General features: G+C 44.6%; 17 protein-coding genes. 10 read left to right on the forward strand and 7 right to left on the reverse strand.

Annotated features, from left to right (window positions below):
* Positions 1–9 precede the first annotated feature (9 nt).
* The 10 genes from F0232_RS14765 (at position 10) to F0232_RS14810 (ending at position 13459) form a co-directional block, all read left to right on the forward strand.
* On the forward strand, positions 10–795 hold the full coding sequence (locus tag F0232_RS14765) for a DapH/DapD/GlmU-related protein (protein ID WP_105057139.1): 786 nt from the start codon (positions 10–12) through the stop codon (positions 793–795).
* Positions 788–1906 carry a glycosyltransferase gene (locus tag F0232_RS14770; protein WP_061034079.1) on the forward strand — a complete coding sequence of 373 codons (1119 nt, stop codon included), beginning with the start codon at positions 788–790 and terminating at the stop codon, positions 1904–1906. Before F0232_RS14765 ends, F0232_RS14770 begins: the two co-directional genes overlap by 8 nt.
* Complete coding sequence (locus tag F0232_RS14775; RefSeq protein ID WP_061034080.1) at positions 1903–3327, forward strand: Wzz/FepE/Etk N-terminal domain-containing protein; 1425 nt, start codon at positions 1903–1905, stop codon at positions 3325–3327. Before F0232_RS14770 ends, F0232_RS14775 begins: the two co-directional genes overlap by 4 nt.
* Positions 3328–3605: 278 nt before the next feature.
* Complete coding sequence (locus F0232_RS14780; RefSeq protein ID WP_105057138.1) at positions 3606–4706, forward strand: glycosyltransferase; 1101 nt, start codon at positions 3606–3608, stop codon at positions 4704–4706.
* Positions 4703–5890, forward strand: a complete 1188-nt coding sequence (locus tag F0232_RS14785; protein WP_105057137.1) for a glycosyltransferase family 2 protein — start codon at positions 4703–4705, stop codon at positions 5888–5890. The genes F0232_RS14780 and F0232_RS14785 overlap by 4 nt, the downstream gene beginning before the upstream one ends.
* A gap of 9 nt (positions 5891–5899) precedes the next feature.
* Positions 5900–6559: a sugar transferase gene (locus F0232_RS14790; RefSeq protein ID WP_032498275.1), complete on the forward strand. Its 660-nt coding sequence runs from the start codon at positions 5900–5902 to the stop codon at positions 6557–6559.
* Positions 6560–6736: 177 nt separating this feature from the next.
* On the forward strand, positions 6737–7615 hold the full coding sequence (locus F0232_RS14795) for a LysR family transcriptional regulator (protein WP_105057136.1): 879 nt from the start codon (positions 6737–6739) through the stop codon (positions 7613–7615).
* Between the two features lie 99 nt (positions 7616–7714).
* A complete protein-coding gene (locus F0232_RS14800; RefSeq protein WP_105057135.1) occupies positions 7715–8824 on the forward strand; it encodes an efflux RND transporter periplasmic adaptor subunit in 1110 nt (369 codons plus the stop codon).
* A 9-nt stretch (positions 8825–8833) separates the two neighbouring features.
* Entirely contained in the window at positions 8834–11944 is a 3111-nt protein-coding gene (locus F0232_RS14805; protein WP_105057846.1) for an efflux RND transporter permease subunit, read from the forward strand.
* 12 nt (positions 11945–11956) lie between these two features.
* Positions 11957–13459, forward strand: a complete 1503-nt coding sequence (locus F0232_RS14810) for an efflux transporter outer membrane subunit (protein ID WP_105057134.1) — start codon at positions 11957–11959, stop codon at positions 13457–13459.
* Positions 13460–13545: 86 nt separating this feature from the next.
* Here the strand turns inward: F0232_RS14810 and F0232_RS14815 are convergent, their stop codons facing one another.
* From F0232_RS14815 to F0232_RS14845, 7 genes are all read right to left on the reverse strand, one after another.
* Positions 13546–13761, reverse strand: a complete 216-nt coding sequence (locus F0232_RS14815) for a DUF6434 domain-containing protein (RefSeq protein WP_105057133.1) — start codon at positions 13759–13761, stop codon at positions 13546–13548.
* Between the two features lie 57 nt (positions 13762–13818).
* Positions 13819–14151, reverse strand: a complete 333-nt coding sequence (locus tag F0232_RS14820; protein WP_061034088.1) for a YnfA family protein — start codon at positions 14149–14151, stop codon at positions 13819–13821.
* A 40-nt stretch (positions 14152–14191) separates the two neighbouring features.
* Positions 14192–14626: a hypothetical protein gene (locus tag F0232_RS14825; RefSeq protein ID WP_105057132.1), complete on the reverse strand. Its 435-nt coding sequence runs from the start codon at positions 14624–14626 to the stop codon at positions 14192–14194.
* A gap of 44 nt (positions 14627–14670) precedes the next feature.
* Positions 14671–15093: a hypothetical protein gene (locus tag F0232_RS14830; protein ID WP_105057131.1), complete on the reverse strand. Its 423-nt coding sequence runs from the start codon at positions 15091–15093 to the stop codon at positions 14671–14673.
* Positions 15094–15340: 247 nt separating this feature from the next.
* Complete coding sequence (locus F0232_RS14835) at positions 15341–15820, reverse strand: GNAT family N-acetyltransferase (RefSeq protein ID WP_253821959.1); 480 nt, start codon at positions 15818–15820, stop codon at positions 15341–15343.
* A gap of 76 nt (positions 15821–15896) precedes the next feature.
* Positions 15897–16451, reverse strand: coding sequence for a nucleotidyltransferase family protein (locus F0232_RS14840; protein WP_061034092.1), 555 nt, complete (start codon positions 16449–16451; stop codon positions 15897–15899).
* Positions 16452–16511: 60 nt separating this feature from the next.
* On the reverse strand, positions 16512–16931 hold the full coding sequence (locus F0232_RS14845; RefSeq protein WP_253821960.1) for a GNAT family N-acetyltransferase: 420 nt from the start codon (positions 16929–16931) through the stop codon (positions 16512–16514).
* Positions 16932–17150: the final 219 nt, after the last annotated feature.

The following is a 17150-nucleotide window of genomic DNA, read 5'->3' on the forward strand; positions in this document are numbered from 1 at the left end:
AATTTCATTATGACGTCAGCAAGCATACATCAATTTAAACACTGGCTTAAGTTTCACCCTAATTCTCGAATTAGAAATGTTTTTTTCATTTTGAAAAACATCAGAAGCGCCGAGCTCCCTACTCCTCAGATCTCCAATCGTTGCCTGTACCAAACACACAAATTGATTGTGAATGTCATCGGGGGATTTGCTCGCTTTTGCTACTGGACCCCAGCGTTCAAAGGCAGAGTCGCACAGTGTGGTAAGCGCCTATATTTGTATGGAGGCCTACCTTTCGTAAGTGGACCACTGCAAATTTCAATTGGGAATGACTGTCGTATATCGGGTCACACTACATTTTCAGGGTGTACGCAGCCGCTCGACGGTTTAGAGCATCCGTTACTGTCAATTGGTAATAATGTTGATGTGGGTTGGCAATCAACTATCGCGGTCGGCAAACGAGTGATTATCTCCGACAACGTCCGAATTGCTGGCGGAGCCTTTCTTTTTGGTTACTCCGGCCACCCACTTGATGCGACACGTCGTGCAAACGGTGAAGGTGATGACCCACAACAGATTGGCGACATCATACTAGAACGAGATGTGTGGCTAGGGACCAATGTAACTGTCAAAGGCGGCGTGACAATTGGTGAAGGTGCCGTGATTGCTGCCGGTAGCGTTGTAACCAAAAGTATTGCCCCATTCTCTATTGCCGCAGGTAATCCCGCACGAGTGGTTGGGGAAATAAAATCCGAAGAAGTGACGGAGTCGGATGTTTTTGATGCATTTGAGACTCACGGAGGTGACCATGCGTGATCTCATTGTATTCGGTGAAGACTTTGGCGGACTTCCATCGTCAACCCAGCACTTAGTTCGCCAACTAGCTAAAACACATAAAGTACTTTGGATTAACTCCATTGGCCTTAGACAACCACGCTTAAGCGTGAAAGATGTAACGCGTGCGTTCAATAAGTTGTTTGGTAAGACTAACGCAATCACCCAGAACATGTCGGACTCTGTTGGCCTCAATAACATTAAAGTCGCCAACTTGAGAACCATTCCTGCTCCTGCATCATACGCTTCGCGCAAGCTCGCTCAAATGATGATGTTGCAACAGTTAAAACCAATGATTGAAGAGCTTAACTTACAAGACCCTATCCTGTGGACGTCACTTCCTACTGCAGTTGACCTGTGTGGGCATCTGGGTGAGTCTGCTGTCGTTTATTATTGCGGCGATGATTTCAGTGCGCTCGCAGGCGTTGACCACCAAACTGTCGCTGAGCACGAATCTAAACTTATAGATAAAGCGGATCTGATTTTCGCAGCGAGTAAAGAGTTAGTGAAAAAGTTTCCTAAATCTAAAACGCAGCTGCTTCCACACGGCGTTGATGTTGAGCTATTTTCTACACCAGTAGCCAGAGCTGAAGACCTGCCAAGCAGTCATCGTCCGATTGCAGGGTTTTATGGCAGCCTGTCGAAGTGGCTAGACTATGACATGATCGGACATGTTGCTCACGCAATGCCTGAATGGGATTTTGTATTCATTGGGCCCAACGAGCTTGATACGCTAATGTTACCAAAGTTACACAATGTCCATTACCTTGGCCCAAGACCACATCACACCTTACCAAGTTACTCACAACATTGGGATATTAGTTTGCTGCCCTTCGTAGACAATGAGCAAATACAAGCGTGTAGCCCACTTAAGCTAATGGAATACTTAGCTGCAGGCACACCCATCGTAACAACACCATTCCCTGCGATGGCGTCTTATCAGAAGCACGTTACAGCTATCAACAATGCCCAGGAAATGATCCAAGCACTTAACAACGCTCGTCAACTCACTCACTCGCCTATCTCTATCGTCGAAAAAGACAGCTGGAAAAACCGTGGCAACTTCGTACATTGGATGCTGGAGCTATTATGAACAATCTCAAGCTGCGTTTATTAAGCATATTGAACGGGATGTGGCGTCAGCGCTACGTGATTCTAATCCCTATTCTTATCTTGCCATTTGTGGGGTTTGGTGTGAGTAAACTTGCGCCAACAAAATACGATTCGCACACCAGTATGCTGATACAAGAAACCGCGAAAATGAATCCGTTTCTTGAGGACATCGCCGTTTCTACCATGCTTAAAGACAGAATGAGTGCACTTAGAACCCTGTTACACAGCCGTCACGTTCTTTATTCGGTGGCAGATGAGCTTCAGCTAACAAAACCAGATATGTCGGAAGTTCAAAAACAAGAGATCATTACGGATTTGTCAGAACGTTTATCTGTTACTCAAATGGGTAAAGATTTCTTAAAAATAAGTCTTACCTCTAACACGCCGATCGGTATGGAAGAGACACTTAGTTCCGTCAGCGAGCATTTTATAGAGCAAATATTGGCTCCAGAACGTTCGTCGATCCAAGACTCGAGTAGTTTCCTTAGAATTCACATCGACGAGCGAAGCGCCGAACTGGCAAAGGCGGAAGAAGAGTTAGCGAGATATATTAATGAAAATGTACACTCAACTCCTGAGGTTCAAAGCCAAAGCTTGAATCGATTGGCTTCGTTAAAGCAAACCCTAGCCGAGAAAGAAGCCGAGTTATCAGGCGTTGAAAAAAGCCTAGGGTCAATTGACCAACAACTATCAAAAACCAATCCTGTTATCGGACGATTAGAAGATCAGATCATTGACACACAAAGTTCGTTAACCTTATTAAAAGCAAAGTACACCAATAAACACAGTGCTGTACAGGCGAAGGTCCTTGAATTGGAACGTCTTGAGAACGAAAGAAAAACACTGCTCGCACAGAAGCAACCCGGAATGAACAGTGACCAATTGTGGGATATAGCGAGTAGCACCTCACTAGACAAACTCTCCGACACGCAACCTCTTTTAGTGACTCAACTTCATAACCTTCAACTTGTTCGGGGGCGCTATGAGTCATTAAAAGAAGAGACAAAAAGCCTTAAAACCATGATTTTTGAATTGGAACACAAGGCAAACAACTTCGGTGACAACGCAAAAGAGATGTACCGTTTGCAGCGTGATGTAGAAGTTAAGCGACAACTATTCGATGAACTTAATGAACGTTATGAGATGGCTCAGTTAACTGGCTCGCTAGGTGTGTTCGAAGAAAATAAACGTGTGAAGATTATCGACTTACCTTACACCCCGAGTATCAAATCGAATATGCCGACCTTCATATTCATCCTAGCAGGTCTGATCGCAGGCATTGGCTTGGGTGCGGGGTTAGCGATACTGTTCGAATTGTTTGACTCATCGATCAAACGAAAAAGTGATATTGAAGCGATCATGGGCGTGTCGGTATTAACGGTCATTCCGAACATGAACTAAGGGCTCACTATTAAAGAAACGAGCACCAACCTGATGTTGGTGCTCTTTTTTTAGCGATAAACAGCATTGTTGTTCCATTGGAGATTTGAGCCGATTCCTCTCACTGTCGATTGTCTTTTGATTCCTATTTTGAGAATGTAAAATCAACAGACACTAAATTAAATTAAGCCATTGATTAAACTTAATTAATTTTCTGGCACGGCACGTGCAACATTGCAGTCATAACAACAAATATGTTTAGCAAAAAGACTTAAAACGTCAGTGCAAGGAGCCGCATTATGGAAAAGCCAAATACAAACCAACGTAAGAAAGTCATACATGTGGTTCAGCACCTAGCGCCAGGAGGTTTAGAAACACTCACTCTCGACTTGTTACGTCTTGCAAAGCCACTCGACCAAGTACTAATCGTTAGCTTAGAAGGAACCATAGATAAGGCGATAAAAAATTGGCCGAAACTACAACCGTATCAAAATCAGATCGTGTTTTTAGATAAAGCACCGGGTGTTCAATTCGGTATCATCGTCAAACTCATTAAAGCTTTTAAAGCAATACGCCCGGACGTCGTCCATACGCATCACATTGGTCCATTGCTCTACGCTGGATACGCCGCGAGAGTTTCAGGCGTCCCAACACGTATCCATACAGAGCACGACGCATGGCATTTAAAAAACAACAAACGTCGAAGACTCCAAGCCCTTGCTTTAAAAGCCGCTCAACCGACATTAGTTGCCGACGCGACCCGTGTCTATGACCAACTTCGTCATACTTTTTCATACAACAATATCATCACCATAAAAAACGGTGTCGATTGCGATAAATTCAAGCCAACGCCCAAAGCGATTGCTCGACAAAAGCTCGAATTACCTAACGATAAACACATCGTTGGCTGTGCTGGACGCTTAGAACATGTGAAGGGACAAGACCAACTCATCAAAGCGCTCTCCTTTCTTCCCGCTAATTTCATTGTTGCGTTCGCAGGTGACGGCTCAAAGCGAACCCAATTAGAAGCATTAACGACAAAACTTGGTTTACACGAACGCGTAATATTTCTGGGGTTAGTTGAAGACATGACCACATTTTATGGCTCGCTCGATACTTTCTGTCTTCCTTCACGACACGAAGGTCTGCCCCTGTCTACGTTAGAAGCGCAAGCTTGCAATATTCCTACGGTAGCAATGGATGTTGGTGCAATTGATGAAACGCTATGTCCAATTAGTGGCACGCTGGTAAAAAAAGGAAACATTATTGAGTTAGCCAACGCGCTGCTAGAGGGTCAGCAGCAACGCTTCCTATCACCGCGCCAATATGTGCTCGACAACTTCGATATAGTGAAAATGGTCGCGTCTTACGACAATATTTCTCAAGGAGCTTGCGCATGATTGATTGGGTATTAGCCGGTTTGTGTTTGTTTTCAGGAATGTTGATTGTCTATCACCATGCAGCGTATCCGATCCTTTTACGCTGGTATGCGAAAGGCCATCCAATACGTCAAGTAGAAGAAAGCCATCGCTGCTACAAAGATGAAAAACAAGATTGTACGTTACCAAGCATCACTATTCTGGTACCGGCATTTAACGAAGAGCAATGGATAGCGGATAAAATCCGTAACCTAGCATCATTGGATTACCCGAAGAAAAAACTTACTGTAATCATTGCTTGTGATGGGTGTACGGATAACACCGTTGAAATTGCTCAAATGACCATCCAAGAAGCAATATGCAGTGACATCCATTTCGAGATACATGATCACACTCAGAACCGAGGTAAAGTCTCAGTAGTAAACGAAGAAGTGACAAACATAACCAGCGATATCACAGCACTTAGTGACGTGTCAGCCCTGATATCATTGGATGCACTTTTAATTGCCGCTGCTCACTTCGAAAGTGACAATGTTGGTGTCGTTAACGCTACTTATCTGTTATGCCCTACAGGAAACGAAGGTGAAAACACCTATTGGCAATATCAAACGGCGGTGAAACAGTGTGAAGCATCTTTGGGGTCCAGCTTAGGTTCTCATGGCGCCTTCTACTTATTTAGAACATCACTTTTCGAGCCACTGCCACTCAATACCATTAATGATGATTTCATTTTACCGATGCAAATCGTCAAGCAAGGCTATATCGCCGAATATGAAACTCAAATGGTTGCACTGGAGCTTGAAGAGTCGAACCTAGATACTGACTTCAAACGTCGCTTACGTATCTCAGCTGGGAACATGCAGCAAGCGATACGACTGTTCGGCTTGTTCAGCCCTAAGTTCAAAGGCATCGCTTTTGCTTTCTTTTCAGGAAAAGGGCTACGCCTACTGACCCCCTATTTGATGATCATGTGCTTAGTGTGTTCAGCTCTCCTAAATCACTATTTAGTGTTCGAAGCGCTGCTGTGGGCACAGATTGCGATATACACCATTGGCTTACTTGGCTGCATATTACCGAAGCGCCTAGTCAACAAACCTATTTCATTAATTTCTTATTTAGTCGTTGGGCATTATGCCAACTTCATTGGCGGATTACGCTACTTATTCGGACTTGAAAGCTCACCTTGGACTCGAGCAAATCGTTAAGGATTGACCATGATGAACATTGACCAACTATCAAATCACAACCTTTACCAATACAAAGTCTCTCGTGCGAAGCGTACCTTCGATTTTGTAGCCTCATTGGTTGCACTTATTATTCTGTCGCCAGTGTTCCCTATCATTGCCCTAGCGATTGTTTTTACTTCTCGTGGTCCAGTGCTTTATCGCCAGCTTCGTGTCGGTAAATCAACACCAGAGAAAATGGAAATCTTTGAGATAATGAAGTTCCGTAGTATGTACGAAGATGCTGAGTCTCGCTCCGGTGCGGTTTGGGCGACACAAAACGACCCTAGAATTACACCTGTCGGTCGTTTTTTAAGAAAAACTCGCCTTGATGAAATCCCTCAGTTATTCAATGTGCTAAAAGGTGAAATGTCTTTAATTGGTCCGCGTCCAGAACGTCCTACTTTCTACACTAAGTTAGAAAACGAGATTCCGTACTTTGCAGACCGTACCTACGGCGTTATGCCCGGTATCACGGGTCTAGCGCAAGTCAATCAAGGTTACGACACTTGTATTGACGATGTTCGTCGTAAAGTTGGATTCGACCACAGCTATGCATTGAGCCTTTGCTCGGTCAAATCTTGGATTGCAACAGACCTAAGCATCATAACCAAAACGATCGTCGTTATGGTTGATGGCCGTGGGCGCTAAAATAGACTTTGCATTCAATTACCAGTATCGAACTACTCTAGTCCCTCACTTTTTGATTTATGTCCTATTAAAACCAATGAGTCGTTAATTGCTCATTGGTTTTTTCGATTTTATATACCATCTGGTATACGATGCGGACTAATTGACCCAATTATCTACGCTAAGTCGGCCGTCACTATGAAAATTGAAGATCTTAAACTATTCACTACCGTTGTTGAGCTTGGAAGCTTTACCGCTGCCGCGAAGGCTCTCGATCTTCCGCGAGCAAATGTCAGTCGACGAATCAATGACTTAGAGAAATCACTTAATATACAATTGTTCTTCCGTACGACGCGAAGCCTATCCGTTACCAAGTCTGGCGAGCTGTATTACAACGAACTGCTGAAGGCATTAAGTGCTTTGGAAAAAGCCAATCACGTTGCGTCGAACTTGTTGGAAGTACCTCACGGTCGAGTCAAGATCGGTTTGCTTCCAGAGACCGGTGATATTGTCCAAGCCACCCTATTCAAGTTCCAAGATCTCTACCCAGAAATAGAGCTCGATATTCGCAGCATCAGTAACGGTTTTATCGACATGTATCGCCAAGGGTTAGACCTTGCGATGCATGGTGGTCGTTTGAGTGATTCTAATGTTGTCGCGCGTAAGGTAATGGATTTGCAGCGCATTTTCGTTGCTAGCCCTGAATACATTGTTAAATCGGGTAAACCTACAACGCTTGAAGAGCTGTCTAAATTTCCGTTTGTCTGTTTCCGTTGGCCAAGTGGTGATGTTGATAAAGAGTGGGAAATATCAGGACAAATTGTAAAGGTAGAACCCTCTATCGTTAGTGATAGTATCGGCTTTGTGAAGGGTGCATCTACCCGCCATCGAGGCATCGCCTTATTACCTCTATTGATGGTGAGACAAGAGCTTAAAGAAGGGTCACTGATTAACCTTTTTCCTGATCACACCATGCAACAAGAAGAAGCTTGGTTGTTGTACCCGCAGCGCAAAGCACTCAGCCACGCAAGTCAATTATTGATTGATTTCTTGTTACAAGAGCTGCCAAATCTCTAATTATTGTCACAAATAGCATGACAGTGTTATACCGTTAGCACTGATTATCTCTAGTCTTCATCTCGATAGAATTGCTCCATCAATATTTAGGAGCAATTCATGATGTCCATCTATCGCTACTCTCTACTCGCTGCCAGCCTTGTATCGCTTATTGGTTGCAACCAAGCGTCTGTTACCTCATCACATGCTGATTCACCAAAAGCAAAACAAGAACGCCCTATTCAAGTCATCCAACTTGAATCTGCATCTCAACAGTCGAGTAAAACCTTCACAGGGAAGCTTCAATCAGTAGAAACCGCAGGCGTGGCATTTCGTGTTCCCGGTACCATACAAAAATTGCTAGTTAAAACGGGGGATCGCGTGCAAAAAGGTCAGCCTATCGCTCAACTCGACCCACACGATTACCAAGTTGCTTTAGAAGAGTTGCAAGCTCGCGCTTTAGAAGCGAAATCTGCACATAAGTTAGCAAAAGCCGAATTAGCCCGCGTTAAACAAGCGATTGCTGATGATGCTATTGCTAACGTAAACCTAGACCGTGCAATCAGCGGTTACGAACGCAGCGAAGCCGCAGTTAAGGTAGTAGAACAAAACATTCGTCGAGCGAAAGATTCGGTGCGCTACACCCGCTTATTAGCGCCTTTCGATGGTGTGATTGCTTCATCAAACTTCGATCAATATGAACAAGTGCTTCCTGGTGTAGCTGTGTTTACTATTCATAAGCCGGAACAGCTTGAAGTGACCATCGACGTACCAGAAAACTTGATTCACCAATTCGAAGCTGAACAACAAGCTACGATCAGTTGGTATCACGCAAAAAAGTCTATTACTGGTCATGCGACTGAAATCTCCACACTCCCTCACCCAATAAAACAGACCTATTCTGTGACTTATCGTTTGGATGATTTAACTAATACAGACTCTCGTAACCTATTACCTGGTAAAGCGGTGACGCTCACCACTGATTTAGGTGAAAGTAGCAACAATTTCTGCCTACCTTACTCATCAATTGTTAATCAGTCTGGCGATGAACAAGTGTTTGTTATCAGGGGCTCACGATCTGAATCTGTGCCTATCAACATCACCACTGTGAGAGAAAACAGCGCATGTGTCGATTCAACGTTAAATGATGGTGACTTTGTCGTCGTGAGTGGCGCTCAATACATCAAGGAAGGCCAACATTTCTCATCCATCCAAGTCAAAGAGCTGTAGGTGAACACCATGAACTTAGCCGACTTTGCCATAAAGCAACGAACCTTTGTCCTGTTCTTCACCGCGTTAAGCGTGATTGCTGGGCTCTATTCTTATTTTGACCTTGGAAAACTTGAAGACCCAAGCTTTACCGTAAAAACGGCTGTCGTCGTCACTCTCTACCCTGGTGCTTCGGCCGAACAAGTAGAGCAGCAAGTCACGGATACGGTTGAAACCAAACTTCAAGAAATGGCGACCTTAAACCGACTACGCTCGCTCTCTCGTCCAGGGATGTCGATGGTGTTTGTCGATTTGAAAGAGTCGCTAAACTCAAAAGAGCTCCCACAAGAATGGGACCTGCTTCGTCGTAAAGTATCAGACATGAAGATGCTGCTACCGAGTACTGCGCAAATCAGCATCGTACAAGATGAGTTTTCTGAAGTGTACGGAATGCTTTTCTCTGTCTACGGTAAAGACGCGACTCCATCAGAGCTTCGTAGTTATGCGGAAGAGTTACAACGTCGCATTAAAACCGTCGATGGCATTAAGAAAGTAGAATTGCATGGTGTCCAACCTCGTGTCGTTCATATTGATATTCCAGATGAACGTTTGGCGCAATACGGCTTATCGATGGCGCAAGTATGGAGCCAGTTAAACACCCAGAACACCACGTTTGACGCAGGTAAGTTCTCTGCGGGTAGCGAACGAATTCGTGTTCAGCAATCAAGCCAATTCACTTCTTTAGCGGACATCAAAAACCTGATGATTAAAGGTGGCGTAAGTGATTTAGGTACTGGCCTTATACGTCTGGGCGATATTGCTGATGTGACCATGGGCTATCAAGAGCCGATGATGACAGAAAACCGCTACAACGGCGTACCAGCTGTGACGCTTGCGATGAGCCCTGTGTCTGGTGTGAATGTCGTATCTCTAGGCGATGACATCAATCGAATCGTCAATGAGTTCCAAGCATCGTTGCCTCTGGGTGTAGAAGTCGCCACCGTTGCCAATCAACCTGAAGAAGTTCAAAAGTCGATAGATAACTTCGTAAGCAACCTACTTGAAAGTGTTGCGATTGTATTTATCGTGCTATCCGTTTTCATGGGCTTAAAGAGTGCAACCATTGTTGGCTCTAGTTTACTACTTACGATTCTGCTGACGCTCATCTATATGAACATCGCAAACATCGACTTACACCGTGTGTCTCTCGGTACCTTTATCCTTGCTCTGGGCATGTTGGTTGATAATGCAATTGTGATTACCGACATGATGATCGTGAAGATTAACAAAGGTATCGACCGAACGGTTGCAGCTATCGACTCAGTAAAAGAGACGGCAACACCGCTGTTTGGCGCGACCGTGATTGCAATTATGGGTGCGAGCCCGGTTATCTTCTCTCAGACAGATGCCGCTGAATTTGCGAGTTCAGTATTCTTGATCATCGCCTCTTCACTACTGCTGTCATGGTTTGTCGCAATGACGTTTACCGCGCTAATGTGCTGGATGTTCATTAAGCCAACTGAGCAAAAAACCGATACAAAAGTCAGCTTGTACCGAAAGAGCGTGAACTGGACCGTCGATAATCCAATTAAAGCACTGTCAGCACTGATACCTTTGATTCTGGTTACCGCGCTAGCGATTCCAAGCATTGCGATTAATTTCATCCCGCAAGCAGACCGTCCAATCTTGTTCCTTGATTACTGGCTCCCGAATGGCGCAAAGATCGAACAAACGTCACAAGATATGGAGCGTATTGAAGCCTGGTTATTAGAACAACCAGAAGTGACCAGTATCTCTACCTATGTTGGCGCTGGTGCACCACGATTCTCAGTAACGATCGAGCCAGAACCATTCGTCCCTGCGTATGGCCAAATATTGATTAACGCGACCGATTATCCATCACTCAGTACCTTAATCGCTCGTGGTGACAAATGGCTTGCAAAAGAGTTTCCAAACGCGAACCCAAGGTTCAGAGGTTTGAAGCTTGCGACATCAGATAAATTCAGCGTAGAAGCGCGCTTCTCTGGCCCTGACGTTGCTGTACTGCATGATTTATCTAACCAAGCTAAAGCGATTTTTGAAGCGCACCCTGATACCAAGTATGTGCGTGATGACTGGCGACAAAAGAGCAAAGTGCTTCAGCCGATCATCAACCAAGATAAGGTTCGCCAAGCTGGTATCAACCGCGCTGATATCGCATTCGCAATGAAGCGTGCTTCTGAAGGCATGCCGCTAGGACGCATGAACCTAAACGATGAACTCATTACGATCCAACTTAGACGCACAGATCGTAGCCTTCAATCACTAGAGACATTGCCAGTTCGCTCACTATTGGGCTTACATAGCGTACCTCTCGGCCAAGTGGTGGATGGGTTTGAACTAACAAGCGAAGAGACCATGATTTGGCGTCGTGATCGTGTGAAAACCATCACCGCACAAGCCGGTGTTGGCCGCTACACCACTCCGGCTGCTGTAAGAAATGCCGTCATTGACGATATTGAAGCTATCGAACTTCCGCCAGGTTACAGCCTTGAATGGGGTGGCGAATACTATGACGAACATAAAGCAGTGAGTGACATCCTCAAGCAACTACCAAAAGCGATGTTGTTGATGGTGATCATTCTAGTCGCGATGTTTAACGGCTTTAAGCAACCTGTGATTATCTTCACCACATTACCGCTTGCAGCAACGGGGGCGACATTCAGCTTGTTGTTATTGGATAAACCTTTCGGCTTCATGGCTTTGATTGGTGCAGTCACCCTAACAGGCATGATCATCAAAAACGGTATTGTACTGATGGACCAAATTGAACTGGAACGCACCAATGGTCGTACTCTGTCGGATGCCATTAAAGAAGCAACCGTGAACCGTACCATGGCGATCTCAATGGGCGCACTAACAACGGCTCTTGGTATGATCCCGCTACTGACGGATCTCCTATTCGACCAGATGGCGGCAACGATTATTGGTGGTTTGGCGGCTGCAACCGTGTTGTCTCTGTTCGTTATGCCCGCGCTATACAAACTGTTCTATCGAGCAGAAGAAACAGTGAGTATTTCAGATGCTATAAAGGATGCTGTTGTTGTGCTTGATACGACACCTAGCAATACAGGTAACCAACAAACTAACGTCACTCAATAAGGAGCAGTAAACATGTATCGATTACCTAAGTTTAAAGTGGCTCCTATTGCGCTAGCCTTGTTACTTACCGGTTGTGCGGTTGGCCCAGATTACGAGGAGCCACAAACCACAATGGCAGAAACCTTCTTGTACAGCCAAGACAGTGAAAGCCACAGTGAGACGAATCAACAGCAGAACCATTGGTGGACTCAGTTCAATGATCCGACACTCAACCAGTTAGTTTCTGATGTGCAAAGCCAAAACATACCACTCAAACTAGCTGCTGAACGGATCAATATGGCGAACTCTTATAAGAGTGTTGTTGAATCTTTTAAAGTACCGACCGTAAATGTCGGTGGTGGTTACTACAACTACCAACTGAGTGAGAATGACTCCCTACTCGGCCCCGTATTTGGTGCCTCTGATGCGGTTGAATCAGCAACCGGTATGTCATTGTTGGAGGCACAACACGATGGCGGTTTTCTTGGCGCGAGCATCGCGTGGGAAATGGACCTGTTTGGACGCATCGACAGACAAGCAAACGCAGCTTCGATTCGTGTCGAACAAGCCGAAATCTTCCAATCGGGGTTAAATACCTTAATCACCGCAGACGTGATCCACAACTACCTTCAATACCGTGGCGCTCAAGAACGCAAAGCAATCGCCATGGAGAACATACAAGACCAACAACAAACACTTGAACTCGTAACCAAAGTGGTTCGCAGCGGTTATGGGTCTGAGTTAGATCTGGCACAGGCCAAAGCGATGCTCGCTGCAACGGAATCTATTGTTCCTCAGTTAGAAATTGCCCAACAAGTTCACAAACAGCGTATTGCAGTGTTGCTAGGCGAATCATTGGCGAACGTCAATCAACGTTTAACAGGTGAATATTCCTTGCCAAGAATGAAGGATGTTATCCCGACAGGCATCCCTTCAGATTTGTTAGAGCAGCGCCCAGACATTCGCATCGCAGAGCGTGAAATGGCCGCTATCAACGAAGAACATGGTGCGAGTATTGCCAATCGTTATCCAAAGTTCTTCTTAACAGGCACACCTGGCGTTACCGCTGGAAGCTTTGACGACTTATTCAGCAGCGATTCATTCGGTTGGGCTGCGTCAGCGGGTATTAGTTGGAATGTGTTTGATGGTGGCCGTGGTGAAGCTATGGTCGAGATGAACGAAGCCAGATTCCGCTCAGCAGCACTTAATTACCAACATTCGGTAGACAGCGCATTCGCTGAGGTAGATTCAAGCTTATTCGCGTACGGCCGTAGCCAAGAGAATCAAAAGCGCATTGATGAAGCCACCCTCGCTGTTGATAACGCCGTCAGCAAGGCAAAATCCTTGTACAAGGCTGGCCTTGTTGATTACTTGTCTGTGTTAGATGCACAAAGACAACAAAAGATGATGCAAGACCGCCAAGTGGCCGCTAAGCTGCAAACCGCGAACACCACTATAGCTGTATACAAAGCCCTCGGTGGTGATTGGAAAGTCTCTAACAATCCAGAAAGTGTCGAGTTAGCTGCTGTGAACTAAAAGACCGACATGCAATTCACCGAAGCAATAAGCAAAAAAATACCGCTGAATCAATCAGCGGTATTTTTCTATTCATACAAACGTGACTATTTAGCTTGGTTGCGCTTCGCCCACTCTTGTACGGCATCACCCATCGTTAATCCCGTTGAGCTTTTCATCCAAAGCATGAAATCACGATCAAACTTAAACTGCTCACCAAGTTGGGATTTAAAATATCGACGGACATTCTGAGTCGTTTTATAGCTATCTGTGATTAACGTATTCTCATCTATCTGATTTTTGTGCCAATCAACCTTTGTCATGTACTCTAAATCCTCCTTGAAAATAAGCGATTCAAATTGCGCCAGAACAGCGTCTACTTACACGTTTCTTGGTGCGAACATTATAATCGCCATACCAAGCAGCGCTACGGAACCACCAACCAGATCCCAAGTTGTTGGTTTCTCACCATCGACAAGCCACAGCCATACCAGCGCGACTGAGATGTAGACACCACCGTAAGCCGCATAAACACGCCCTGTCGCTGTAGGGTGCAGCGTCAGCAACCAAGCAAATGCTGCAAGGCTTATTGCTGCCGGGATCAGTAACCAGACACTCTTGTCTTCCCTTAGCCAAAGGTAAGGTAAATAACACCCTACTATTTCTGCTATCGCCGTAAGTACAAATAGACCTACCGTTTTAAATTCAATCACAACTTACCTTTACCCACTAAAACTAACCCAGTTCATTCACTCAATTAGCCACTTCTCGACGCCAATTGCTTTTACCCAAGGCAACCTTCAAACCTTGTGCGTCTTTGCAACCAATATAAATGTGTTTTCCACCGCTTAAGCTTAGCTTTATTGCTGAGCCTGTCGCTGCGTTATACAACCAACCATCGCTCAACATTCGGATACCAATACCTTGATACCACTTGGTTTGATATAACGATGTGTCGACAATATCAGATACCTTCACAACCTTACGCCAAAAACCAAAACCGAAATACCAAGTCAGCGTGTCACCTTTGAGCTTAATCGTCATGGAGAAAAAGAGAATCGCAATTAAAGCGTTTATCGACAGGGCAAACAAGGCTCCGAAGCCGTTGTCAGATGTAAATACAATAAACACGCTAAGCACAATGAGGATCAGGAGCAACCCTTTGTTGAGCTCCTTGCTATAAAACATACTTCAAACTCCTTTTGCTAGAGGTGTTGGTAAGCTCGGCAATCTTATCTAAAGGCGAGCCTTCTAACCATTCGAGTCACGAAATGTGCGCAAACACCAACAGCGACGCCAATGATCATTGCCTTGATGCTACCCAACCAAAGTATCAAACCAGAGTACCCTTGTGCTGGCCCTAAACCGTCGTTTCTGGTCACATCGGTGAACATGAATCCATTCCACCAAACATGTAACAATACCGTAGATAAGTGCATACAAATGGCAATGGTTCCAAGTAACGCATGCCTGTCACCAGCGCCATCTCGGCAAAATGAGAAAACGAGCAAAAAGGTAAAAATTAAAGGTGCAGACAACACCAAAGAGACAGTGAAAGCTTCTAACCCACTCTGGCTTCCGTAACTATAAGTGCTAAACACCATGGCCATTGATAGCAAAAGCGGCACAATTGCAGTCCATGTTAATCTGTTCATTTCAGTTCCCTGTCTTAGTAGTTAGCTTGAAGAAAAATTCGATAATCGACAGGGAACGTTAATTACCAAAAATAGAGCATCTGAAACGCACTTATATCTCAATAACTCGATAGAAAACTCAGTCTTGGGTGAATCTTATGTAACGCTGTTTTACGTTGGTTGCTGCATTACGCAAAACATGACGTGTTTACCCAGAATTTGAACAGTGTAATCAGCTTATGTCTTAAATCGACAGTTCAACTAAGACTTAACTACCTACCCTCGACATGATAATGATGTCTATTAATTCACCTTCAACCAGCACTGCCTTGCGTTTTGTCCCCTCAACCTCAAAGCCGAATGACTTGTACAGCGACAACGCAGCAGCATTGTTCGCATGAACTTCCAATTCAAGGCGCGCTAGATCCAACTCTTTGTCACAATAAGACACCAAGTGTTCTAATAAAAAACGACCTACGCCCTTTCCACGGGAAGCTTTTGCTACTGCAACCCCGAAAGAAGCAGAGTGTTTTAATCTTGGTTTTGTTGAAAGGTTTAACGCTAAATGCCCTAAAAGTTCGCCATCTTTATCAATGGCAACGAAATGGCGTTGGTTATCATTGAACATCGCATCAAACTCTTCCCGTTTGATATCTGCTGAATAGCGATTGTTGTTCACGACTTCTTTATCGGTATAAATGTCGTATAAGGCTGGTAGATCAGCTAAATCCATTTCTCTGATTTTCATGAACCATTAAGCTCCAAACGTTTAAAAGACGAAAGTTATCCCTTCCCTGACCTCTAGATGCACCGGGAATTGGTTGTCAGTTCCAAGATAGCACTCGCACTTGCGGCCATCTCGCTTTGTAACTCGCTGTCATTTTGTTGTAGTTCTGTTCGGTCATTGCTCGCTTATTTGGCTTTATCAACATGTTAAATGTATCCTCTAATCCGTAAGGTGCAAAAATTCTGATGTGATCTAACCCGTCTATGGTGAAGCCAATAGCAAAAGCAGATAACCAAGATTCAATACCTTGCTCAACACACTCATATGGCTGAATGGAACATCCGAACTTCGTCGAATAGCGCTCGTGGATAGTTGCTTGATTTTTTACATCGATATCTACGGAATGACTTAACCGTGAGCGAATGCGGCTTTTAAACTCACCTTCACTTGTCAGCTGAGAACTATCGAAATAAACGATATCAAAATCCTTCACCTGATCGAGAAGTGGCTTATTTTCAATACTATTCCAGATGACTTGAGTAATAGCGCCACCAGCAATATAGAAGTTTGGCAACCCTACTTCTCGACACACTTTAGCAGTCTCAATTAACTCAGGAACTTGATGGATTAGATATTCAAGCTGTTTGTTCATATTGGCCTATTAGAGCATGCTAAAGGTGAAGAAGAACTGAAGCAGATTGTGAGCAGATGCCTACAGCGCGAGTTTGAACCCTTCGTGTGTTGCTTTGAATCCAAGTTTCTCATAGAACCTGATGGCATCAGGGCGCTGCTTGTCACTTGTTAACTGAACGATTGTACAGCCTTTGTTTTTTGTCAATTCGATAGCGTGTCCGAACATTTGCTCACCGAAACCTTGTCCACGATAGTCACTATGGATTCGAACACCTTCGATAAGACAGCGCCAACTACCAATATGCGTTAGATACGGAATAAAGGTTAGTTGAAGCATCCTGACCTGAGCGCCTTCCAGTTCAACAACCAGTAATTCGTTATTTGGGTCTCGCGCAATCGCTTCGAACGCTTCAATATAGCCACGATTCAACGGAATAGACGCATCTTCCCTTTTACTACCAAGTGGGTCATTTGAAAGCAAAGCAACAAGGCTTTCCAAATCTTCAAATTAAGCTGAACGATACTTTAATTCCATCTATAAATCCTTTTTACTTGTGACTACTAACGCCGCATTAAGGTGATGAGATGGTCTCCCCCTACCACTTCACATGACTGTAAGCCATGCTTGGAGTGTTCAGGTCCGAAGTAAAAGGAGAAGACCATGACTCAGCATAAAATCATCGGCATCGATTTAGCAAAAAATATCTTCTTTCTTTTT

Origin of the sequence: Vibrio sp. T3Y01 (genome assembly GCF_013114525.1) — a bacterium.
GTDB lineage: Bacteria > Pseudomonadota > Gammaproteobacteria > Enterobacterales > Vibrionaceae > Vibrio > Vibrio chagasii_B.